Genomic DNA, 23,367 nt, shown 5'->3' with positions numbered 1-23,367 from the left:
TCCAATCCGGCAGGTCGGACGCTCGCCGCAATTCGGTGACAAGGGCGGCGGCGAACGGTTAAAAGAGGGAGCCGTCCGTCTCCTCAAAGCGTCTTCGCCATGATGACGGACCTCACCGGGAAGGCTGTCGTGGAACGGCTTGAAACCATCGCGGCCGACTTCGCGGCTGACTTCGCCGCCGCCCTGGCCGCGCATCAGGCCGGTCGCCTTGATTTGGCCGAGGATGGCTATCTTGTGGTCCTGCGCGCCGACCCCCGGCATCCCCACGCCAACAACAATTTGGCGATCCTCTTGCGCGCCAAGGGGCGCTTGCCGGAGGCCGTCGCCTGCGGTCGTCGGGCCATCGCACGGTTGCCGGAGGACGCCCAACTCCGCAACAATCTGGCCTGCGCGCTGTCGGACATGGATCGGATCGCCGAGGCGACGGCGACGACGCGGCGGGCGCTGGCCCTGTCCCCGGACTATGCCGACGCCTGGTTCAACGTCGCCAATCTGCTGGGGACCGCTCAGAACCTCGCGGGCGCGAAAGCCGCCTATCGTCGGGCGCTGCGGTTGAACCCCCGCATGGGCGCGGCGCACAGCAATCTGGGCGACGTTCACAGGCGCTTGGGGGAATCCAGCGTCGCGGTTGATTGCTACCGGACGGCGATGCGGACGCAGCCGGATTTGCCGCAACCCTACGTCAATCTGGGCGAAACGCTGAAGGAGCAAGGGCGGATCCACGAGGCGCTCGCGACCTTCCAAAGCGGGTTGGAGCGTCACCCCGATCTCGCCCTGTTGCATTCCAATCTGCTGTTGGCCCTGCATTACACGCCCTGCGCGCCGCCCGAGGTCATCGCCCACGCCCACGCCTGCTGGAACGACCGGCACGCTCGGCCTTTGACGCCGCGCGGCAAGCGCTTCGCCAACGACCGGAATCCCGACCGTCGGCTGCGGGTGGGCTATGTCTCGCCCGATTTCCGCGCCCATGCCTGCGCCCACTTCATCGAACCTCTGCTGCGCGCGCATGACCGAACGGCGGTGGAGTTGGTCTGTTACGCCACATCGCGGCGTCATGACGACGTCACCGACCGGATCAAGGCGCTCGCCGACGCGTGGCGACCGCTGGCCGGGTTGGACGACGCGGCGGCGGCGGCGTTGATCGAACGTGACCGCATCGACATCCTGGTCGATCTGGCCGGACACACCGCCGACGGGCGACCGCTGGTCTTCGCCCGCAAACCGGCCCCCGTTCAGGTGTCCTGGCTCGGCTACCCCGACACGACCGGCATGCCGGCGATCGATGGCCGCCTGACCGACGCCGTCGCCGACCCGCCGGGCCGCGCCGACGGTTGGCACGCCGAAAGGCTGATCCGCCTGCCCACGGGCTTCCTCACCTTCCAGCCCCGGCCCGGCGTCGGCGTTCGGGATGAACCACCGGCCTTGGCCAACGGATGGGTGACGTTTGGATCCTTCAACAACGCCGCCAAGGTGACGCCGGAGGTGGTGCGGACCTGGTCGGCGATCCTGAGGGAGGTTCCGTCGGCTCGATTGCTCCTAAAAAGCCAGGCTTTCGGCGATCCGCCGACGCGTGACCGCTATCTCCAGCTCTTCGCCGACAACGGCGTCGCGCCCGAACGGATCGAGCTTTTGCCGCCTCTGGACGCGGTGGACGACCATTTGCGGGCCTATGACCGCATCGACATCGCTCTCGATCCCTTTCCCTACAACGGCGCGACGACCACCTGCGAGGCGCTGTGGATGGGGGTTCCCGTGATCGCGCTGGCCGGTCGCCATCATGTGTCGCGGGTGGGGGCCAGCCTGCTGACCCAATGCGGGTTGCCGGACCTGATCGCCGAGGATGAGGGCCGTTACCGCGCGGCGGCGGTGTCGCTGGCGCGGGATATGCCGCGTCTGGCCTTGTTGCGCCGCAGCTTGCGGGGACGCTTGCAAGCCTCCCCGCTGCTCGACCACCAAGGCTTCGCGCGCGCGGTGGAGGAGGCCTATCGCGGAATGTGGCGCTCCTGGGCCGACGGTGGAGAAGCCGCGCCGCCGCCGTCCAGCGCCTGAAGCATTGTCCTGGCGAGGCTCCCCAGATTTTGCCTCAACCGCCTCAACGGCCCGTCTTGCGCCGGACCTCGTCGCGCAGGGCCTCCGCCGCCTTTGCGAAGACTGGCCCCCAATCCAGGTCGGCGCCTTGACGGAACAGGCGCATCGTTGGGTACCAAGGCGTGCGGTCGCCGGAAAAGCCGTAGATCCAATAGGGGACGTGCTGCACCAGATTCCAGATCGGCTTGCCCAGCGCCCCGGCGAGATGCGCGACGGAGCTGTCGGTCATGATGACGAGGTCAAGCTGTTCCAGCATCGCGGCGGTGTCGGCGAAATCCTCCAAATCCGGCCCCAGCGGCGTCACCAAGGAACCGGCGACGCCGAGTTCCGCAAGCTCCGCTTCGGGTGGCCCTTTCTGAAGGCTGTAAAGTCGCACGCCCGGCAACTCGGCGAAGCGCAGAAAACGGGCGAGGCTGGTGGCGCGCCGGTTGTTGTCGCCGAAGGTCACGCGCCCCGACCACACGATGCCGACCCGCAAAACGCCCGGCTCCCGCGCGCCGAGACGACGAGCGGCCTTGTCGCGCGAGTCTTGTGGGATTGTGAGGCGCGCCGGGGGCGGGATCGAGGCCAGCGTGGAACCGAACAGGCCGGGCAGACTCATCTGCGACGCCTCGACGTCGAAGGCGGGCAATGGCTCTCCCGAGCGGGCTTGGGGCGGCGGCACGAAGGCTTCGACCTCCAGCCCCGACAGCACGCGCCGCAATTCCGGGTGGCATTCGTACAACACCCGACCGCCCCGCGCCGTGACCAGCGGCGCATAGCGCGCCGCGAGAAGCGCGTCGCCAAACCCTTGCTCGACCGACAGGAGGATTCGGCGCCCGTCCAGCGCGCCGCCGTCCCAGGATTGTTCCGACGCTGGTCGGCCATGGTAGGAGGGCAGGCGCAGCCGCGCCTTATAATCATCCAACCCATGCACATAGTCGCCGATCTGAAGCCGGGTGAGCGCCCGTTCCCAACGCAATTCATGCAGGTTGGGGCACACCGCCAGCGCCCGGTCGATCATCGCCAGCGTTTCCTGGAAACGCCCGGTCTTGCGCAACGCCACCACGTTGTTGAAGAGGATCGTCGGGTTTTCCGGTTCAAGACGAAGCGCCTCGCGCTGCGCGGCCACCGCCTCGTCCAACCGGCCGGCTTCTTCCAGGGCGTTGCCCAGATTGCTCCAAATGCCGCCGATCTCGGGCGCGAACTCCAGGCCCCGCCGGTGGCAGGCGATGGCCCCGGCCAGCTTTCCGTCCCGCCGCAGCAGAAGGCCAAGCGCGCTCCAGGCTCCACCATCACGGGGATTGGCTGTTAGAACCGTGTCCAGTGTGGCCATGAGCGTATCGTCGGCGATTCTCGCCTCCCTGAAGCAGACGGCAGGCGTCGTGCCGATCATTTACCGGCTTTGGACGCAAGGCGTCCAGCCATCAGGCCTCTGAGGGATCTTTGACGCCGCCGACAACTCCGGCGCGGTTCGGCTTGCGCGCCCTCCCGCCGCTCAGGACAGGAAGTTCAGCAACGACAGGCGCTTGGTCTGACCGGCCACGGTGTAGGCGGCTTGCAGGGTGTTCATCGAGGTGCTGAGCCGGGCGGCGACTTCCGTCTGGTCGATGCCCTCGATGCCCGCGATGCGGTCGGTCAGGGTGGCCTTGGCGTCCGTATGGCTGCTCTTGGTGCTGTCGAGGGTCGCCATGTCCGACGCGACCTTGGAGTGGATGGAGCGCAGCTCGTCGCTCGCCTGGGACATCAGCTCGCGCGATTTGTTGATGTATTCGGTGTATTGCCCCGGATGGGTCGCGGCGACCCGCGCCATGCGGAAGGCTTGGACCAGCGTCTGGAACCCCTTTTCATCGGCGCTGACGCCGTAGGTGATGTTCAGACCATCGTCGATGCTGACCTGTGATTTGCGATAGGCGTCGGGGTTCTTGCCCTTGGTCAGAAATTCGGTGTCGTAGAAGGGCAAATTTGGCGGATCGACATAGGGCACGTCGGTGATCGGGTCGGCTTCCGGCGGCAGGGTCGCCACGCTCATCGTGTTGTCCAACGACCCGTTCGTCACCTTGGCCGTTGTCGTGAACAGTTGGGTGCGGCTGGGGTGATTGGGGTCCAGATTGGTCGTGCTGGTCAGGCCGATGCCGGCGCCGCTGCCAACCGCGTCGATGGTGACGGGCGGTTGCGGTTTGGTCGCCGCGAATTGCTGGCGCAGCTTGTCCGCCACCGCGCTGACCGTGGTGGTGCCCGCCGCGTAGTCGGTGTCGCTGACCGTGTAGCTGACCTTGTAGCTCTGATAGGGCGGCAGATCCTTTGGCTCGGTCGGGTTGGCGGCGTAATATTTTTGATTGTAGGGGTCGTCAGGATCGCCGACCGCCACCTCGAATTCAAAGGTGTCGCCGATGTCGACGTTGGCGCCGTTCAGGGTGAAGCGCTGAATCTGCGGCAGAGTGGCCGTGGGGGTCTGCGTCGTCGACGCCACGTCGGTGGAGTTCTCGACCGTGGCCGTGTTCTGGACGCGGGACGACACGGTGAAGGACTGCCCCGGATCGTTGCCCACCAGCGTGATGATGCCGTTTGCCGTGGACACGGTCATCGGCAAGGCCGGGCTGGCGGCGTTGATCTGGGTGCTGAGCGTTTGCGCGATGAAGGTCAGGGTCTTGGGATCGGCGGCCTGAATCTGGTAGCCAAAGGTCTGGCCGTTGACCGTCATCTCGTAATAATCGTCGGTGTTCGTCACCGCGCCGTTGAACGTCACCTTGCTGGTCTGCTTGGTGGCCATCAGGTCGGTGACGGGTTCTTGAGAGTAGCGCGACCCGGCGAACAGATAGCGGTCGCCAAAGCGCTGGTTCATGTATTCCTGAATGTCGCGCATCGCCCCTTCGGCGCGGTCCTTCATCTGGTCGGCCTGCGGGAACGCCACCGTGAAGCTGCTGTTGGACGCCGCCGACAGCTTGTCGAAATCCAGGTTCAACACGGCGCCGTCGCCCGGACCGCCGGACATCGTGAAATTGTAGCCCTTCCCATCGCTGGGCGGGGTGGTTTTCAGGTTGAGCGTGCGGGTGGTTTTGCCGCCCAAACCGTCGGTCACGGTGACGTCGAAGCTGCCGTTGTTGCCGGTCTGCGACGGAATGGAGGTGACGGTGTACCGGGCGCCGACGGTCAGGGTGGATTTGGTGGTGTCCACCGCCACCTTCATCGCGTCGGGGTTGGCGTTGTAGGCCGACGTGATGCTGGGCGGTCCAGGCGCGAACGGCATCAGGTTGCTGGACTGCCAGTCCGACGCCAACTTCTCCAGCGCGGTCAGCACCTTGTCCGACGCGGCGACGCGCGGGCTGGCCGTGTCGATGTTCTGGACGTAATTGTCGCGTCGAGCCATCTCGGCGCGCAAGTCCAGAAGCTTTTGCGTGTCGGTCCCATAGGCGTTGAGGTCGGTTGACTTCTTGCCCGTGGTGAGTTGTTGCGACAGCGTATCCACGTTGTTCTGGCCATTGGACAGATTCCTGACCAGACTCAGATACTGCGAGTAGCTGCTTACTTGCGTTATCGAGCTCATCTGACCACAGCCTCCAGCGCATCATACATTGCATTGGCCACTTGCATGACTCGTGCCGAAGCCTGATACGATGTTTGAAGCTGCTGGAGATTGGCGATTTCCTCGTCGATGTTGACGCCGGTGTTGGAGTGATAGCGCTCGGTCAGGAGCTGGAGCGAGGATTTGTCCGCCGCCTGCTTGTCGTTGATCGACTTGGCGGTCCCCATCCAGGTTCCGGTGATGGCGCTGGCCATCCCGCTGTAGGTGGTGTCGGTCAGGTTCAGGCCGTCGGCGGTCAGGTTGCGGCCCGGCGCCTTCAGCGCGTCGGTGACGCCGTCAATCGACAGCCGTTTCACTTTTGCCGTATTGTCCAACAGCTTAGCGTTCACCGAGATGGTGAAGCGGTCCGATCCGGTGAAGAATTGGTCGGATTGTTCGCCGTCCTTGGCCGTGGCGTTGTCGTAGGCGTCCCTGAAGCTGGTCGGCTCCCCGGGCTTGGTCGCGCTGGTGAAGGCCGACGCGAATTGATCCAACTGCGAGCGCAGCTTGCGGATCACTTCGGCGGTCGGATCGCCGCTGGCGGGCTTGGGCGGATCGGACTGCGAGCCGTCCTGGCGCATCTTCAACAGCGCGCCCAGCTTGCCGTCGTTCAGATGGTTGTTGATCGAGGTGACATTGTTGCCGACCTGTAGGTTGATATTGCCGCCGTCGAAGGAAAGTTTTGCCGGTTCGGCGTCGACCAAAGCCAGGCCCGTCGGGGAGAACAGGGCGACGCGGCCATCAGGGCGCTCCACCGTGCGGATGCTCATGTAGCCGCTCAGCTCGCGGATCAGACCGTCGCGCTTGTCAGCCACCTCGTTTCCGGCCGCGCCCTGGCTTTTCAGCGACACCATGTCGTTGTTGATCTGGTTGATGTCCTTCAGCAGGCCATTCACCTTGGTCAACGAATTGTCCATGTCGGTCGTCATGGCGCGGTCCATCTGCTCCACCCCTTCCGACACGCGGCGGATTTCACGCGCGAAATTGTCGGCGGATTGGACCAGTTGGTATTGGGCGGTTTCGTTTTCCGGGGACGCGGCCAGCGTGCTCCAGGCGGCCTGGAACTTGTCGGCGTAGCTGTTGATGAGCGGGGTGCCGTTGGTGGTCCGCAGCAGATCGCCCAACTGCTGCATATAGGCCGATTGAACGGCCGAACCGCCGTCGCGCGAGGTCAAATCCTGGACCTGCCCAAGCAACGCGGTGTCAACCTCGCGCCGGTACTGGGTGTTGATGACCTGCCCGCTGCCATCGACCATCTGTTGGACGGTGTGGCGGGTGCGGTTGGGGTCGTCGGCCCGCGCGATGTTGTCCGAGACCAGCTTCACGTTGGTCTGAACGGTGCGCAGACCGGCGGTGGCACTGTTCAAGGCGCTGAAGAGGGAGGACATGGCCGTTGACCTTTCGTCGGGCAGGGGGAGGGATTCGGCGGCGCGACGCCGCCGTTCCCATCACACGCACTCTTTGAGTTGCACCCCTCAGGCGTTTAAAAAACCGCGATTACCGCTTCAGACCGAGGACTTCCTGAAGCATTTCGTCGGAGGTCGTGACGATCTTGGTGTTCGCGGAGTAAGACCGTTGGGTCACGATCAACTTGGTGAATTCATCGGCGATGTCGACGTTGGAGCCTTCGGTGCTGTTGGCGATCACCGCGCCGGCGCCGTTGGTCTCCGGGTCGTTGAAGTTCGGCTTGCCCGCGTCTTCGCTTTCCAGAAACACCCCGCCCGATTCACGTTGCAGCGCGTTCGGGTTGTTGAAGGTGATGATCGGCACCTTGGCGATGACCTTCGAGCGACCGTTGTCGTAATTGACCAGCACGTTTCCGTTGTCGCCGAACACCACATCCTTGAACTGGCCGCGTGGCGCGCCGTTCTGGACCAGCTGGGTCACGTTGATCTGCTCGCCCGCATATTGGGTCAGACCACCGGGCTTTTGATACTTGCCCATGTTCAGCGTGACCTGCTGCGGACCAAAGCCGTAATCAACCGTGAAGGTGACGTTGGCGGCGGCCCCGGCGGCCTGGGTGGCGGCGCTGACCGCCGTTCCGGTGCCGACCAGCGCGGTTGAGATGTTCGTCAGCGTGCCGACGGTTTCCGGCGTCTTGCCAAAGGTCAGGCCGATGTGCGCCGGCGTCTGTCCAGCCACGCAGGTTTGATCGAGCGTGAATTGTTGAGCGGTGGTGTTCGTAACGGTGCCAGTGGCGCCCGCCCAGGTCAACTGACTGCCCGACACCGTCGCCGTGCCGCCGCCCGCGTTGATCTGCGCGGCGAGATTGGCCATCGCGGCGGCGGGCGTGCCGTAAGTGGCGTGGTTGGCGGCGGTGATGGCGAGAGAATAGGTGCTGACGCCGTCCGTCACCGTGTAGGTGTCGCCGATGTCCGTGACGGTGGCCCCAGCCAACGTCACGGTGCCGGTGCCGGTCATCGTTTGCGTGAAGGCCGGATCCGTCGCCGTCTTCGCGGTGACGCTGATGACGCCGCCTTGCGCCGTGGCCGTCACCGGCAAGGAGGTGTTGGAGTTGATCTTGTTCGCCAGCGCGGCGGTGATGTCCTCCATCGACAGTTCGTCGCCGGTCGTGCTGTAGGTCACGGGCGTGCCGTTGACGCTCAACGAATAGAGGGTGCCGACGTCGCCCGGCGTTCCGGTCAGGGTCACGGTGCGGGTCTGACGCACGCCCGCGACGTTGGCGGTCGAGAAGACGCCCGTCATCGTGTTCGCGGCGGCGCTGGAGTTGACGACGCCGCTCGACGTCGCGGTGATGGTGCCCGCCGCCGTGCTGTTCTGAACGCTCAGAACGCCGCCGGTGGCTGAGGCGGTCACGCCCAGCCCCGCCGCGTTGATGCGGTTGGCCATTTCCTGCACCACGCCGGTGACGTTGGCGTAGGTGGAGTAGGTTTGCGCGGTGACGGTGACGCTCAGAACCGTGCTGGTCGCGGCGCCGCCGACCTGCACGCGAATCTGATAGACGTCGCCGACGTCGATCTGCGACTGCGGGAAGGAATAGCGGTCGATTTGACCGGCGGTCGAGGTCGCCGCCGTGGAGGTCGGCCCGGTGATCGTGTTGGAGGTTGGGGCGGCGCCGGACACGCTCTGGCTGATCTTGAACGGGGTTCCGGCGTTGCGGGCCGAGACATGGATCACGTTGTTCGTGACCGTCGCCAGCACCGAAGCCGCCGGGGACGCCGAGTTGATTTGGTTGGCCAAGGCGCCGGCCAGCCCCGAATAGGTGCGGATCGACGAGATGTTGTCCGACGTGATCTTCAGGCTGTAATTCGTGCCGTCAACCGTCACCGTGTAGGTCTCGCCAACCCGCAGATTGTCCTGACCGTTGGTGTTCTGGCCGGAAATGACCACGGCGTTGGCCTGGGCGATGGCCGTCACACCGGCGATGTTTTGCCCGAAGGTCGCGGTGGCCGGATAACCGGCGAAGCTGCCATCGACCGGCTTGGCGTTGGAGCCGGGAGCGTCGATCACCATCCGCCAATCGCTGCCAGCCTGTTGGCGCCATTTGAAATTGACGGTGCGCGGGTTGCCTTGCGTGTCGAAAATCTGGATGCTGGAATCGGGAACTTTTTGCCCCTTGGCCGGCGTCGCGGGCAGGTTGGCCGACAGATCGATCCCAGTGGTTGAGGTCGGCTTGTCGATCAGCGAACTGACCTGGATGGGCGCGACCTGATCCTTCTTCAACTGTCCCGTCACCGGATCCGTCACCCAGCCGTTCAGCGCGTAACCCGCGCTGTTGACCAGATAGCGGTTCTTGTCCAACTCAAAGTCGCCCGCGCGGGTGTAGTAGGACGCCGACGCGCTGACCGTTCCGGTCTGCGTCTGGACGGTGCCTGTCGCGCCCTGGGTGCTGAGCTTGGAGACGCTGAAAAAGCCCTGGCCTTGGATGGCGATGTTCGTCGGGCTTTGCACCTGGGTCAGGCTGCCCTGGATGTTGTTCATGAAGACCGGCTGCGCGGTCACGCCGCCCGGCGCATGAAGCCGCTGACTCGATTGGAGAACCATCGTCTCGAACGCCGTGTCGACCCGCTTGTAACCAATGGTCGAAGCGTTGGCGATGTTGTCCGAGATGTGGCCAAGCGCCTTCGACTGGGCACTCAAGCCGAGGACGGCGGTTGTCATCGAACCGAAGATGCTCATGGCCGGTGGTCTCCGAAAAAGGTCGAACGTCGTTGCCTCTTTCTAAGCAAAAGGAGTGCCAACTGAGGCCGTCTCTTCAACGCATTGTTTTTGAATGAGTTTTTCAGGCAATCTGCCCAAGGGGCACGTTTTTGCCGGGCAGTGGGAAAGTTTCGCCTAGCGGTTGGTGGAACGGAAAGGGAAGAAAACTCCGTCTGCCCTTTTCATTCCGCCCCAACAACGTTCCTCTCAGCGGGTGGAGAACCGCTCGGTCAGAGCGCGGCCATAGGCCAGCAGCCGTTCAACCGCCTCGTGACGGGCGTCGACGGCGGCGAACAGGCGGCGCGCCTCAACCGCCTCGTCCCGACGAAAGCCCGGATCCTGACAAAGACGCTTGGCCCGCTCGACATAGGCGTCGAAATTGTCTTGCGCGCGGGCCGCTCCGACAACCGCTGCGACGTCGCCCTGGTTCAGCGTGACCACAGGAACCCCGTCGGCCAGCGCATAGGCCGCGCTGCCGCCACCGCCCTGGCGCGGTGGGTTGAGGTAGGCGTCGGCGACGTGATAGAGCGCGCGGATTTCCCCGACAAAACCCAAACACCGCAAGCGAGCGGCGTTGCGCGCCCGTCCCAGACGGGCGGGCAGCGACGCCACCGGCCCGGCAAAAACAACAACCGCCCTCGGACACAGATCAAGAAGGCGGTCCAACTGCTCGACGAAGGGGGGCGTCACCTCGTCGTCAAGGCGCCCGCCAACCACGGTGAACAGGAACGCCTCGTCGCTCACGCCAAAGGCCGCCCGGCTGGCGTTCTGCGCCTGCGGCGGCGCTGAATACCCAAAGACAAAGGGCCGGAAACGTTCGGCAAACGGCGCGCGATACTCGTCTGGAACGCCCGCCGTGGGATCGCCGCCGTCAAAGCTCAGCACGATGTCGGCCTGTGAACAGGTCAACCCGCTGGTGGTTGGGATGCAGATGGTTGGCCGCACACCCGCGAAGAGATCGGCGGCCAACACCGATCCGCCGAACGACACCACCAAATCAGGATTGAAGCGCTCGATGGTCTCGACCAACCCCCGGATTTTGCTTTCCGACAGGCTGTGTTCAACCGACGACCAGCTTTGAACGCTGGCCCCCCCGTCCGTCACCGGCATGGCCCCGGCAAGGCTGGGCGTGACCATCGCTTGAAAGGGCGGCACAAAGGCCGTCACCACCACGCTGGGCAGCAAATTGCCATTCACCAACAACACCGTGCAACCGAACTCGTCTTGCAGGCGACGGGCGTAGTCGAACGCGTCGCGCGACGGCTGGTGCATCGGTTGGGTGAACTGGTTGGTCACGATGGCGACGCGTTGCGGCGTTCCGGCCTGGATCTTGGCCGGGGCGATCTGGATGGCGTAGCGATGGCGGACTTCCCGCAAAATCCAGCGGTACAAGCGGGGCAAATCCCCCGCCGTAAAGGCGGAAAGGCGGGTGGCCAGCGGACGACCCAGAAAAACCTGACGGCTGATCGACCAATAGACGGCGTGGGCCACGTCCAGCGGCCAATCCCCGCCATTGCCGATGACCGTGTGAATCAGCCGTTCATAATGATAAAGATCGCCGCTGAGACGAAATTGCGCCGACGCGTCGAGGATTGGGTCGCCGCACAGCGGATCTTCCTCCAGCGCGTCCAGAATCGCCCGAGAAACCGCCGTTCGATCCCCCAGCATCGTCGTGCAGAGACGGTCGATGACCGCCAGCCGCTCCAACCCGCCATTGGGATCACAGCATTGCGCGCGCAATTCCTGCAACGCCACGCCCGACCAAGCGGCCGACGCGGCGCCGGGGGTGGCTGGGGCGGTTTGAGACGGAAGGAAAACGGCCAGCGCGTCGCGGCGCTGCCGGGCGTCAGCATGGGTGGGATCATGGAGCAGGCACTGATCGTAGGCGTTGGCCGCGTCCGCCTTGCGACCCAGCGCTTCCAACGCCAGCCCCAGACCATGCCAAGCCGGAGCCGACACCGGATCGCGGGCCAGCGCCCGCCGGAAGCTGTCCGCCGACGCTTGGGCGTTGCCGCGCGCCAGTTCGACGACCCCCAGATTGCGGTGAGCCTCGATGAAGTTGCCGTCCAGCTTCAGGGCTTGGCGGTGAGCCTCGATGGCCTTGTCCAGTGCGCCTGTGACGCGCAGGGCTTCTCCCAGATTGCTGTGAAAGGCGGGATTGCGGTCGTCCAGGGCGATGGCCCGTTGAATGACGTTGATCGCCGTCATCGGATCGCCGGTCTGATAGGCGATGACGCCGATCAAATGGGTGGCGTCGGCGTTGGAGCGGTCCAGAGCCAAAACCTGCCGGTACAGCGCCAGCGCGCCCGGCAGGTTGCCCTGCTGGTGGGCGGCCAGCCCCTGCTTGAGAATCTCCGTGCTGTCGCTCATGCCGGGTTCGCCGTCTGGCGTGGCGTTGTCTGACGGGCCAGCGCCTTCAGAACGGCGGTGACGGTGCCAATCATGGTGGCCCAATCGCCGGGGCGGGGTTGCCGGAACAGCCGAAGCGACGGGTACCAGGGGCTGTCCGCCCGGTCGAGCAGCCAACGCCAATCGGGGGCGTAGGGCAACAAGAGCCAAGCTGGAACCCCCATCGCCCCGGCGAGATGGACGATGGCGGTGTCCACGCTGATGAGCATGTCCAGGTTGGCGAGGATCGCCCCGGTGTCGGCGAAGTCGCGCACCCGCTCCATCGGATCCTCAAAGCTGCCGGGGGCCAGCGCCGACAGTTCGCCGCGCGCCTCTCCCGCCTGAAGATTGAAAAAGCGAACGCCGGGAATGCCCAGCAACGGGCGCAACGCCGTCACGGGAAGCGAGCGGTTGCGGTCGTTGCGGTGACGCGGGTTGCCCGCCCACACCAGCCCGACGCGCAAGCCTTCCGGCCCGGTGGCGAGCTGATCGCGCCAGCGGTTGCGGTCGCCACGCTCGGGCGCCAGATAGGGGATGGCCGCCGGGATGCTCGACAGGTCGGTGGCGAAGGCGCGCGGCAGGCTCATCAACGGGCAATGACGATCATGCGGCGGCGGTTCCGGCCCGCGCACCAGCACCTGAATGGACGGGTCAAAGCTGGCCTGGAACAGGCGGAACAGCGCCGGGCTGGCCTCGATCACCACCCGCCCGCCCGCTTGCGCCACCAAGGGCGCGTAACGGACGAACTGCATGGCGTCGCCAAAGCCCTGCTCCATGTGCAGCAGGATGGTTGCGCCGTTCAACGGCTCTCCCGCCCAGGGCGGCGTGGAGAAGCGACGCCAGCGATGCTCAAACCCCTCCCAGCCGACCCGCAAATCGCCACGCACCAGCCGACCGACCGCGCGTGCCAACTGGGCGCCCGCATGCGTGGGTTGGGCCGTCAACACCCGGTCAAAGCAGAGTTCCGCCTCAGCAAAATGCCGTTGGTCGCGCAGCACGGTTCCCAGATTCAGCAGCGTTTCGGCGTGGCCGGGCCGCAAGGCGTCGGCGCGCAGCAGCCACCCTCGCGCCTGCGGGTAACGCGCCAACCCGTGCAGGGTCGCCCCCAGCGCGTCCAGCGCGTCCGCCGACGCCGGATCCAGCGCCAGGGCGCGGCGCAACGCCGTCTCGGCGTCCTCCAGCCGTTCGGCCGCGCGCAGGGCCGCCCCCAGATGCGCCCAGGGTTGCGCCGCCGCCGGGCGGGCGCGGAGCGACCGGGTGATCGCAACGACCGCCAGAGCCGGAGCGCCGGTTTGCGCCCGCAACACGCCGAACAAATGCAGCGCGTCGGGTTGCGCCGGATCGGCGCCCAAGATCAGCCGGTAATGCCGCTCCGCCGCGTCGGTGCGGCCAGCCATGTGGTGGTTGACGGCAGCGTCGAGAGCGTCCAGGAGTGTCGCCATGCCCTCTTGTTTACACCGGCGCCCCCCGGTTAGGCGAGCACCCTTTGGCCGATGACGGAATGGACGATCATGGACGACCATCATGGATGACCGCTTGCCGACGCATCTCTGGGTGATGGCCCACATCCGCGCCGCCGACGCGCAGGGTGTGTCCATCATGGTGGTGCGCAAGGGCGACCCCAGCCGGGGCACCGTCATCTTGAAGCTGAACCGGCTGGACCGGACATTCTCCGTGCTGGTCCAGGTGAATGACGGCGACCGGCTGTTCTGGTCGCGTGGCACCGGCCCCGATCCCGTGCCGGAGGCCGACGCCGACGCCTACATCGCCCGCCAGACCCGCTACGACCCCGACGTCTGGGTTCTGGAGGTCGAGGATCGCCAGGGCCGCCATTGGTTCGAGGGAAGCATCCGCTGACCGGAAGCGCTTTTGCCATCAGGCCGACGCGGTCACGCGGGGGAAACGCAGGGTGAAGCGTGTTCCCTCATTCGCATGGCTCGACACCGCGATGGAGCCGTGCAGCCGTCCGGTCACAAGGTTGTAGACGATGTGCAGCCCCAACCCGCTGCCGCCGCTGCCCCGCCGGGTGGTGAAAAAGGGATCGAAAATCTTCGGCAGCACGTCCGGTGGAATGCCGCTTCCGTTGTCGGCGACCGACAATTCGACGGTGTCCTCATCGACCAAACGCGCGGCGATGGTGATGGTTCCCGGTTTGTCCGGCTCAAGCGCGTGGATCAGCGCGTTCATAATCAAATTCGTCAGAATTTGCGACAAGGCGCCGGGATAGCCATCCAGTTCGATGTCCGTCGGGCAGTCCAGCGCGATGGTCAACGCCATCCGGGTCTTGTAGGTCGGGTGAAGGCTGCGCAGCAGCTCTTCGATGTAATCCTTCAGCAGAAAACAGCGGCGCTCGTCGCTCGATTGATCGACGGCGACCAGCTTGAAGCTTTGCACCAGATTGGCCGCCCGCGTGCTGTTGGTCAGGATCAGGTTGGCCATCTCCAGCCCATCGCTGAGAAAGCGCTGGAAATCCGACTTCTTCAACGTGCTGGCGGCGTGCCCCCGCGCCAGTTCCTCGATCAGCGCCTGCAATTGGGACGCGCCGGTGATGGTGATGCCGATCGGCGTGTTCACCTCATGCGCGACGCCTGCGACCAGTTGGCCAAGCGACGCCATTTTCTCGGCCTGGATCAGGCTGGCCTGGGTCGCCTTCAACGCATTCAGGGCCTGTTCGGCGGCGTCGCGCGACTGGCGCAACGCGTCTTCGGCCTCCGCCTCGCGGGTGACGTCGACGACCACGGCCTGAATGGCCGGACCATCCATCCAATCCACCCGCCGTCCGGTCAACTCCACCCACAGACAGCCGCCGTCCGGGCGGGTGGCGCGGATGCGGCGGCGTCCGGTCGGTTGGCCGCTGGTCAACAGATAATTGTAGTTCTCGATCATTTTGGTCTGCTCCCCTGGCCCCACCAGGGACAGCAGGGAGGGCAGGGCCATGATGTCGGCGACGCTGACGCCGAACATCCCGGCAAAGGCCTCATTGGCGTACACCGCGCGGAAATCGCGGTGAATGATGGTGCCCTGGATCGACCCTTCGACCAAACTGCGGAACCGCCGCTCACTGTCGGTCAAATCGCGTTGCCGCTGGTCGATTTCGTCGAGGAAATAGCGAATCGACGCGCCGATGTCGGTGATTTCGTCGTCGCCATCCACCGGGATGGCGGTTTCGCCGCCATTGCCCGACAGGCGCGCCAGCACCGCACGGTTCAGCGTGACCAACCGGGACGACAGAAAGCGCCGGAAGATGAAATGGACGGCGATCACCAACAGAATCGAGGCGGTGGCCAACGCCATGACAACGCGCGTCCGCTCGGCGATCAAGCCTCCCAAGGCGCTGGTGCGCTCCGCCGACTGGTCCCGAATGGAATCGAACAGCGCGCGGGACGAACGGTCCACGGTTTCGACCAACACCCGAGCCTGTCCGGTCAGCGCCTGAGCGCGATTGCGCGCCTGCAACCGTTCCGCCGCGCTCTCATACAGGCCTCCCGGCCCGATCAGCAGAGAGAACATCTCCTCCTGCATGACCGCCATCGTCTGGCCCGATGGCCCTGTCGTGGTTCCGGCGATCTGACCAAGCTCCAACAGCGTGCGTTCGACGGCGCGCTGTTCGCCCTTCAGGCGGTTGAGATGCTCCAGCTGAATCGATCCGGCGGCGCGCGCCATCAACGCGCCGACCCGCGCCGACCACGGCCCAACGTCCGGTCCCGACAGGCCTTCCAAACCGCTGGACAACCGCCCCAATCCAATCGCCGCTTCCGCCTGCCGTTCACCATGGACGATCTGTCGGGCAACCTCGGCGTTCAGATCCGCGACCGTCGCCGCCAGGATCAACAGGGTGGAGCGGGTTTGCTCCAACAGGCGAACGTCGCCGTCTCCACCGCCGTCATCGTCCCGTTCCTCGGCCAGCAGACCTCGCATGCGGGCGACCAGCAATTGCATCGATTCAAGCTCGGCGATCACCCCGTCATAGATCGAGCGGCGCTGCGGCGTGGAGGTTGCCCCGGACAGCAGCGGCAGTTGCGCGACCAGCTTCTGCAAGGACGCGTGCAATTCAGCGCTGGTGATGACCTCCGGCAAGGTGTTGGCGGACAAGGCCGTCACCTCGGACCGGAACAGCCGGAAGGATGACATCGACACGCCGCCGATGACCAGGACCAGCAGCGCCATCACCGACAGCCCCAGCGAAATGCGCAAGGCGATGCCAAGGCGACGCCGCCGCCGGGTGGGTGGACGGTCCACCGACACGCTGCGCGGCGCGTCGATGTTGGACGCCCCGGACGGGGCTGGGGTGACGAGGGTCATGTCCGGATCCACCCGTTCACCATCACCGCTTCACAACCATCCGCCCATCCAGGCGCGGGGCGAACACGCCCGTCCGCGCGATGTGGGCGATGAGTTGGGTGGAGACAAAATCGGCCGCGCGGTCCTCGACCAGGCGGGGCGCGACGCTGAGCGCGGCGTAGCCGTCGCCGCCATTCGCCAGAAAGCTGCTGGTCGCCAGCCGGTAATGCGCCTTGCGGTCCAACGGATTCCCGCCGACGCTGATGCTTTGCACGCGTTGGCCCGGCGGCCTGCCAAGATCGGCGACGACGCGGGCGTTGGACAGGTGGGGAAAGCGGCCCTGCACCTGCTCAACCGCCGACAAGCCGCCTTCGACGCTGTCCCAGAGCTGCTGTCCGGTGACGCTCAGCACCATTCCGACGTCGTGATAGGGCAATTCATTGTAGATGTCGCGGCGGGTCAGCATGGCGCCATCGGCGTATTCCCGGTCGCCGCGAATGCCGCCGCCGTTGAACAGACCGACATCGGCGTCCAGCGCGGTCCGCAGCGTGTCCGTCACCACATTTGCGAAGGCGTTTTCGCCGGTGCGAACCGCCTCGCGCCGTGTGTCGAGAGCGCCATCAAGCCGTCCGACCTCAATGTTCAGCATCGAATCCAGCCGCGCGGCGTAAGCCTTGGCGCGAATGTCTGTGGCGGGATCGGGCGTTACCGTCGCGGAATCCAGCGTGCGGACGACGGCTGACCAGACGGGGGCTGAGACGGCGGCGCCCGCCGCCTTCCGTTCCATCGTGATGTCGAGCGCCAGAACCCAGGCCCCTTGCCCGGCGACGGTCGCGGACAGGAAATTGTCTTTGTAAGCGTGGCTCGCCTGCACCCCACGGTCCTGATACAGCAGCACGTCGGCGAAATTGGGGCCGCCTGGACGGGTGCGGGTGGCCATCAGCGTTTTGTGCGTGTCGCCCGCGCTGCCGGTCATGGCGACGATCAGATCGACGCCCTCGGCGCGCAGCGCCTTGGCCTTCGCGGTCAGGGCGACCACAGGATCCCGAAATTCGGTGCGCGGCGCGCGGGTGGTCTCTCGCGTCAGCGTCGGAGTCGCGGCAAGCACCCCGACGCGAAAGGGACCGGCCTTCAAAACGACCGAATCCTCCAGCCCATCCAGTGGTTTGCCGGTCGAACGATCCACCGCGTTGGTGGTGATGAGCGGAAAACCAGCCTCGAAGGCGCGGGTCATCAGGCGGTCGTCGCCGTGGTGGAACTCGCGATTCAGGGCGGCCATCGCGTCGATGGTCATGCCGTTCAGGAGATCAACGATGTGCGCGCCTTGATCGTAAAAGGCCAGGACCGAGGGCGCCAGCGTCTGCCCGCCATGCAGGACCAGAACGGTTCCGCGCTCCTCCCGCTCCTTGCGGATCAGGGCGGCCAATCGGGCCATGCCGCCACGTCCTTGGGTTTCCCCCAATTCTGTGGTGCCTTGCGTGTAGAGTATGGTGAAGCGAAAGGGTTCGGCCTGCGCCGACGCCATCACAAGGAAAGGCAGCGCCGCGCACGCCAGAGTCGCGATGAAGCACGCAAGCCGAACCGTTGCCTTGCCCGACCACATGCCGCCTTGTCCTCCGCCCCGGTGTCTCGTTTTGTCCGACACGCCGATTATGCGCGTTTGCGCGCCAGGGGAGAAGCAAAGCCGCGTTACTGGATTGTCACACAAACGATGCCCGGTGAAGGCGCGCGTCAATCGTTTGATTCCACCGGGCAAGCATTTGTCAGGTCATCACACAGGATAGCCGGTCGAACGCTCAACGCTTCAGGCTGTCCGCTGACTGGCCGAACAGGATCTTCTTGCTCTCGTCGTTCACCGTCGCCTGATTGGCCGGGTTGACCGCCGACCCTTTTTCATAGGCGCTGACGACCGCAGGGCGGGCCTTGATCGCCTGGAACCAGCGCTTCAGGCCGGGGAAATCATCCAGATTCTGCTGCTGCCGCTCGTGCGGAACGATCCAAGGATAGCTGGCCATGTCGGCGATGGAATAGTCGGCCCCGCCCAAAAATTCGTTGCCCGACAGACGCTTGTCCATCACGCCGTAGAGGCGGTTGGTTTCCTTGACGTAGCGCTCCATGGCGTAGGGGATGCGTTCGGGCGCGTATTGGACGAAATGGTGGTTCTGCCCAGCCATCGGGCCAAGGCCGCCGACCTGCCAGAACAGCCATTCCGTCACCGTCTTGCGGCCCCGGACGTCGGCGGGCAGGAATTTTCCGGTCTTTTCCGCCAGATACAAAAGAATGGCGCCGGATTCGAAGACCGTGATCGGATCGCCGCCGTCGGCGGGGGCCTGATCGATGATGGCGGGCATGCGGTTGTTGGGCGAGAAGGCCAAAAACTCCGGCTTGAACTGGTCGCCGGTCCCGATGTTCACCGGCTTGATGCTGTAATCCAGCCCGGCTTCTTCCAGAAACATCGTGATCTTGTGGCCATTGGGCGTCGGCCAGAAATACAGGTCGATCATCGCAAACCCTCCGTTGACGTCCGCCAAATCTGTGGCCCCGCCGCTCGTCTGACAAGAGCGCGTCGGCGCGGGGCAGATCCTCGCGCGATCTCCATAATTTCGTTATACGAAATTGAATTTCATTTTGTTGACAGGGGCAAAAACGGCTGTCAGTGTGGCCAACGAACAATGACGGTGGCGCGGACGACCCGCGACGCCCCCCTTCTCCCAGACGGAGAGAGACGGCATGGCTTTGGATTCGGATGTGTTGGCCCAACTGCTGGACACGCTGGCGCGGTTCGTCCGCGAAAAGCTGGTCCCGCTGGAACACAAGGTGGCGGAGGACGACGCGATCCCGGCGGAAATCATCGCCGCGATGCGCGAGATGGGCCTGTTCGGCCTGTCGATTCCCGAAGAGTATGGCGGGCTTGGCCTGTCCATGGCGGACGAGGTGCAGGTCGCCTTCCAACTCGGCCAGACCTCCCCGGCTTTCCGCTCGCTGATCGGCACCAACAACGGCATTGGCTCGCAAGGCATCGTCATCGACGGGACGGAGGAGCAGAAGCGCGCCTATCTGCCCCGTCTGGCCAGCGGCGAGATCGTCGGCGCCTTCGCCTTGACCGAACCGGAATCGGGATCGGACGCGGGCAGCCTGCGCACCACGGCGCGCCGCGACGGCGATCATTTCATCCTGAACGGCACCAAGCGCTTCATCACCAACGCGCCGCAGGCCGGTCTGTTCACGGTCTTCGCCCGCACCGATCTGGAAAGCCGCGACGCGCGCGGCGTCTCGGCTTTTCTGGTTGACGCCGGGTTGCCCGGCCTGTCGCTCGGCCCCATCGACAAGAAGATGGGCCAGAAGGGCGCGCACACCTGCGACGTCATTTTTGAAGATTGCCGGGTGCCCGCCAGCGCCGTTCTGGGCGGCAAGGAAGGGCAGGGCTTCAAGACGGCGATGAAGGTTTTGGACCGGGGCCGTCTGCACATCGGCGCGGTCTGCGTCGGTCTGGCCGAACGGTTGACCCGCGACGCGCTGGCCTACGCGATGCAACGCAAGCAGTTTGGTCAGCCGCTTGCCGAATTCCAACTGATTCAAGCCATGCTGGCCGACAGCCGGGCCGAGGCCTACGCCGCCCGCTGCATGGTGACGGAAACCGCGCGCCGCCGCGACGCCGGGCAGAACGTCAACACCGACGCCGCCTGTTGCAAGCTGTTCGCCACCGAAATGGTGGGCCGCGTCGCCGACCGGGCTGTTCAAATTCACGGCGGGGCTGGCTACATCGCCGATTACGGGGTGGAGCGCTTCTACCGCGACGTCCGCCTGTTCCGCATTTACGAGGGCACCACCCAGATCCAACAGTTGGTCATCGCCCGCAACATGATCCGCGAGGCCGCTTGATCGTGGCCGCCTCCGCTCCCGACTTTGCCAAGATGGTCGCCGATCTGCCCGAGCGGATCAGTCACGCGGCGTTGGCCTGGGGGGAGGCGACCCCCGACGCGCCCGCGCTGTTCGACGGGGTGGAGCGTTGGAGCTACCGGCGGCTTGCCGAGGCGACCCGCGCCGCCGCCGCTTGGCTCGACCGGCTGGGCGCGCGCGGCGGCGACCGCGTGATGATCGTCTGCGAGAACAGCCCCGCCGCCGTGATCCTGATTCTGGCGGCGAGCGAGCGCGACGTCTGGCCGGTGATCGTCAACGCCCGGCTGTCCGAGCGTGAGATCGACGCCATCCGCGACCATTGCCAGCCGCGCCGGATCGTCTACACCGACGCGGTTTCGCCGGACGCGGCGGCCCACGCCGCCCGGCACGGCGCGGAGCCTCTGACGGACGCGGCTCTGCCGCCGATGGCCGTCGGCCCCCTGCTGGACGCGGAAGCGGAGCCGGTCCATCGCGGCAACGCCCGGCAGGTTGGGGCGTTGATCTACACCTCGGGCACCACCGGCAAGCCCAAGGGCGTGATGCTGTCCCATCGCGGGTTGCTGTTCGTCGCCTCCGTCTCGGGTTGGATGCGCGGGTTGAGCAACGCCGATCACACTTATGGCGTCCTGCCGGTCAGCCATGTCTTTGGTTTGGCTTCCACCTGCCTTGGCACGCTCTACGCCGGGGGCTGCCTGCACACGGTGCCGCGCTTCGCCCCGGCGGCGGTGTGGAAGGCCTTGGCCGAGGATGGCGTCACCGTCTTCCAGGGCGTCCCGGCGATGTACGCCAAGCTGATCGAGCACCGCAACCTGACCGGCGGCCTGTCGGCGTCGCCCGCCCTGCGTTACCTGTCCTCGGGCGGGTCGGTTCTGGATCTGGAACTGAAACAGGCGGTCGAAGGCGCCTTCGGCCTGCCGCTGCACAACGGCTATGGGCTGACGGAATGCTCGCCGACGGTGACGCAGACCCGGCTGTCCGCGCCGCGCGCCGACGCCAGCATCGGCCCGGCCCTGCCGTTGGTCGAGCTGCGCTTCGTCGATCACGTCAGCGGCCTGGACGTGGCGGACGGGCAGGCCGGGGAGCTATGGGTTCGCGCCCCCAACGTGATGCTCGGCTATTACCGCGAAGCGGCGCTGACCGCCCAGGTCATCACCGACGATGGTTGGCTGAAAACCGGCGACGTCGCCCGGTTGGAGCCGGACGGCTGCGTCAGCGTGGTGGGCCGCATCCGCGAAATCGTCATCCGCTCCGGCTTCAACGTCTATCCCGAAGAGGTCGAAGGCGTGCTGACCAGCCATCCGGCGGTGACGCTGGCGGCGGTGGTCGGCGTCGCCCTGGCCGGGAACGAGGAGGTCGTCGCCTTCGTCCAGTTCATTCCCGGACAGGAGACCGACGAGGACGCGCTGAAGGCCTACGCCGCCGAGCGTCTCGCTCCCTACAAGCGCCCGGCCCGCATCGTCGCGCTGGACGCCTTGCCCGCCAGCCCGACCGGAAAATTGCTGAAAAGCGGCCTGCGCGCGCTGGCCGCCGACATCATGGGCGCGCCCAAACCCGCCTGACATCCGAACATCGCCCCATCATCGTCACAACGACATGGCCCCAAGCTGGAAACCGGCGCAGGCCCGACACCGGAGGACAACGACCCATGACGCGGACGCTCGCCAAACTCGCCGCCACCGTCGCCACCGCCGCCTTGATGGTCGCGCTGGGCGGTCCCGCCGCGCAGGCCAAGGATTTCCTTCTGGGGTCGGAGCTGCCCTTGACCGGCAACCTCGCCCGCGTCGGGCAGGGGATGCATGAGGGCATCGCCGTCGCCATCGACATGGCCAACAAGGCCCAGGCCGGAAAGCACAGCTTCAAGGTCAGCACGATCGACGATGAAACCTCCCCCGCCAAGGCGGTCGCGGCGGTGGAAAAGCTGATCGGCGACGGCGTGGTCGCGCTGACCGGCGGCTATGGCTCCAACATCATCGGCCCGGCGTCGGAAGCCGCGCAAAAGGCCGGCGTGGTCTACATCACCTCGGGCGGGGTGACGCCGGATCTGACGGGGCGCGGCTACAAGACCTTTTTCCGCATCAACAACACCGACGGCTACGCGCTGGCGATGATCGGGCTGTTGCAGGACATGGCCGCCAAAAAAGTGTCCGTCGTCTATCTGAACAAGGAGGCGACCAGCAACCTCGCCAAGCAGGTCAAGGACGCGCTGGGCGCCAAGGGCGTCACCGTGACGATGCACGAGTTCGACGGGGCGACCAGCGATTTCAAGCCGCTCATCAACAAGGTGAAGCTCCAGGACCGGCCCGACGTGGTCGCCATGGTCGGCTACGAGAACGACTATGTCGGCATCCTGCGCGCCGCCAAGGTGCTGAAGCCCGACGTCAAGGCGATGGTCGGGGTGTGGTCGCTCGCCACCTCGCAGATGGCCAAGGAGTTTCCCGATCTGATGGAAAACGTCCACGGCACCTCGATGCTGCCCTACCCGGTGGAGTTCACCCAGCCCGAGGCGCTGGAGTTCGCCGCGACCTACAAAAAGCTGTTCAACAAGGAACCCGACTATCTGGGCCAGTTCGGCTATGTGCAGACTCGTCTGCTGATCGACGCCATCCTGCGCGCCGACGCTGCCGGAACGCTGGCTGGCGGCGGCTTGCCCGACGAGCTGCGCAAGACCGACGCGCAAACCCTGATTGGCCGCGTGACCTTCGACGCCAAGGGCGACAACCCCAACTTCACCCACCGCATGGGCCAGCACCAGGGCGGCAAGGTGGTGCTGGTCTGGCCGAAGGAGTTCGCCAACGGCGCGATGCGCTTCCCGGCGACGCCGTGGTGAGACGGAGAAGCGCTTTGCCCCCTCCCTCCCATGCTTGACAGCATGGGTCCCTCCCTCCCCCGCCTACGGCGATGGAGGGGTGGAGATCCCCTCTCCCGCGCTTGCGCGGGGGAGGGTTAGGGAGGGGGCAAGCGCAAGCGTCCAGTTTCCCCCGCTCTCTCCCGTCCACCCCCATAAG

14 protein-coding genes are annotated in these 23,367 nt (G+C 65.6%); 5 read left to right on the top strand and 9 right to left on the bottom strand.

Annotated elements, in window-relative coordinates; genetic code table 11:
* Positions 1-99: 99 nt before the first annotated feature.
* Positions 100-2,049 (top strand): O-linked N-acetylglucosamine transferase family protein, encoded by a 1,950-nt coding sequence (locus D3877_RS27295; protein WP_238475122.1) that lies wholly within the window; start codon positions 100-102, stop codon positions 2,047-2,049.
* A gap of 43 nt (positions 2,050-2,092) precedes the next feature.
* Here D3877_RS27295 and D3877_RS27290 read toward each other — a convergent pair whose 3' ends face one another.
* The 6 genes from D3877_RS27290 to D3877_RS27265 all read right to left on the bottom strand — a co-directional run bounded on the left by D3877_RS27290 (position 2,093) and on the right by D3877_RS27265 (position 13,623).
* Positions 2,093-3,403 carry a tetratricopeptide repeat protein gene (locus D3877_RS27290; RefSeq protein WP_119833933.1) on the bottom strand — a complete coding sequence of 437 codons (1,311 nt, stop codon included), beginning with the start codon at positions 3,401-3,403 and terminating at the stop codon, positions 2,093-2,095.
* Between the two features lie 162 nt (positions 3,404-3,565).
* Positions 3,566-5,614 carry a flagellin gene (locus D3877_RS27285; RefSeq protein WP_119833932.1) on the bottom strand — a complete coding sequence of 683 codons (2,049 nt, stop codon included), beginning with the start codon at positions 5,612-5,614 and terminating at the stop codon, positions 3,566-3,568.
* Positions 5,611-7,020, bottom strand: a complete 1,410-nt coding sequence (flgK, locus tag D3877_RS27280; protein WP_119833931.1) for a flagellar hook-associated protein FlgK — start codon at positions 7,018-7,020, stop codon at positions 5,611-5,613. Before flgK ends, D3877_RS27285 begins: the two co-directional genes overlap by 4 nt.
* A gap of 109 nt (positions 7,021-7,129) precedes the next feature.
* On the bottom strand, positions 7,130-9,772 hold the full coding sequence (locus D3877_RS27275; protein WP_119833930.1) for a flagellar hook-basal body complex protein: 2,643 nt from the start codon (positions 9,770-9,772) through the stop codon (positions 7,130-7,132).
* A gap of 228 nt (positions 9,773-10,000) precedes the next feature.
* Positions 10,001-12,163: a tetratricopeptide repeat protein gene (locus D3877_RS27270; RefSeq protein WP_119833929.1), complete on the bottom strand. Its 2,163-nt coding sequence runs from the start codon at positions 12,161-12,163 to the stop codon at positions 10,001-10,003.
* Complete coding sequence (locus tag D3877_RS27265; protein ID WP_119833928.1) at positions 12,160-13,623, bottom strand: tetratricopeptide repeat protein; 1,464 nt, start codon at positions 13,621-13,623, stop codon at positions 12,160-12,162. Before D3877_RS27265 ends, D3877_RS27270 begins: the two co-directional genes overlap by 4 nt.
* 82 nt (positions 13,624-13,705) lie before the next feature.
* Here D3877_RS27265 and D3877_RS27260 point away from each other — a divergent pair, with 82 nt between their 5' ends.
* A complete protein-coding gene (locus D3877_RS27260; protein ID WP_119833927.1) occupies positions 13,706-14,038 on the top strand; it encodes a DUF1491 family protein in 333 nt (110 codons plus the stop codon).
* An 18-nt stretch (positions 14,039-14,056) separates the two neighbouring features.
* Here the strand turns inward: D3877_RS27260 and D3877_RS27255 are convergent, their stop codons facing one another.
* The 3 genes from D3877_RS27255 to D3877_RS27245 all read right to left on the bottom strand — a co-directional run bounded on the left by D3877_RS27255 (position 14,057) and on the right by D3877_RS27245 (position 18,966).
* A complete protein-coding gene (locus tag D3877_RS27255; RefSeq protein WP_119833926.1) occupies positions 14,057-16,483 on the bottom strand; it encodes a sensor histidine kinase in 2,427 nt (808 codons plus the stop codon).
* A 22-nt stretch (positions 16,484-16,505) separates the two neighbouring features.
* Positions 16,506-18,065, bottom strand: a complete 1,560-nt coding sequence (locus tag D3877_RS27250; RefSeq protein ID WP_119833925.1) for a bifunctional metallophosphatase/5'-nucleotidase — start codon at positions 18,063-18,065, stop codon at positions 16,506-16,508.
* Between the two features lie 193 nt (positions 18,066-18,258).
* Entirely contained in the window at positions 18,259-18,966 is a 708-nt protein-coding gene (locus D3877_RS27245) for a glutathione binding-like protein (RefSeq protein ID WP_119833924.1), read from the bottom strand.
* 226 nt (positions 18,967-19,192) lie between these two features.
* On the opposite strand from D3877_RS27245, the gene D3877_RS27240 reads away from it, so the two are divergent.
* The 3 genes from D3877_RS27240 to D3877_RS27230 all read left to right on the top strand — a co-directional run bounded on the left by D3877_RS27240 (position 19,193) and on the right by D3877_RS27230 (position 23,189).
* Positions 19,193-20,344, top strand: coding sequence for an acyl-CoA dehydrogenase family protein (locus tag D3877_RS27240; protein ID WP_119833923.1), 1,152 nt, complete (start codon positions 19,193-19,195; stop codon positions 20,342-20,344).
* 2 nt (positions 20,345-20,346) lie between these two features.
* A complete protein-coding gene (locus D3877_RS27235; protein ID WP_238475121.1) occupies positions 20,347-21,921 on the top strand; it encodes a class I adenylate-forming enzyme family protein in 1,575 nt (524 codons plus the stop codon).
* A gap of 86 nt (positions 21,922-22,007) precedes the next feature.
* Positions 22,008-23,189, top strand: coding sequence for an ABC transporter substrate-binding protein (locus D3877_RS27230; RefSeq protein WP_119833922.1), 1,182 nt, complete (start codon positions 22,008-22,010; stop codon positions 23,187-23,189).
* Positions 23,190-23,367 lie beyond the last annotated feature (178 nt).

It is taken from the genome of Azospirillum cavernae, from assembly GCF_003590795.1.
Classification (GTDB): Bacteria; Pseudomonadota; Alphaproteobacteria; order Azospirillales; family Azospirillaceae; genus Azospirillum; species Azospirillum cavernae.
Note: the sequence above shows the minus strand (reverse complement) of the source record. Positions and strands in the feature narration are given on the sequence as shown.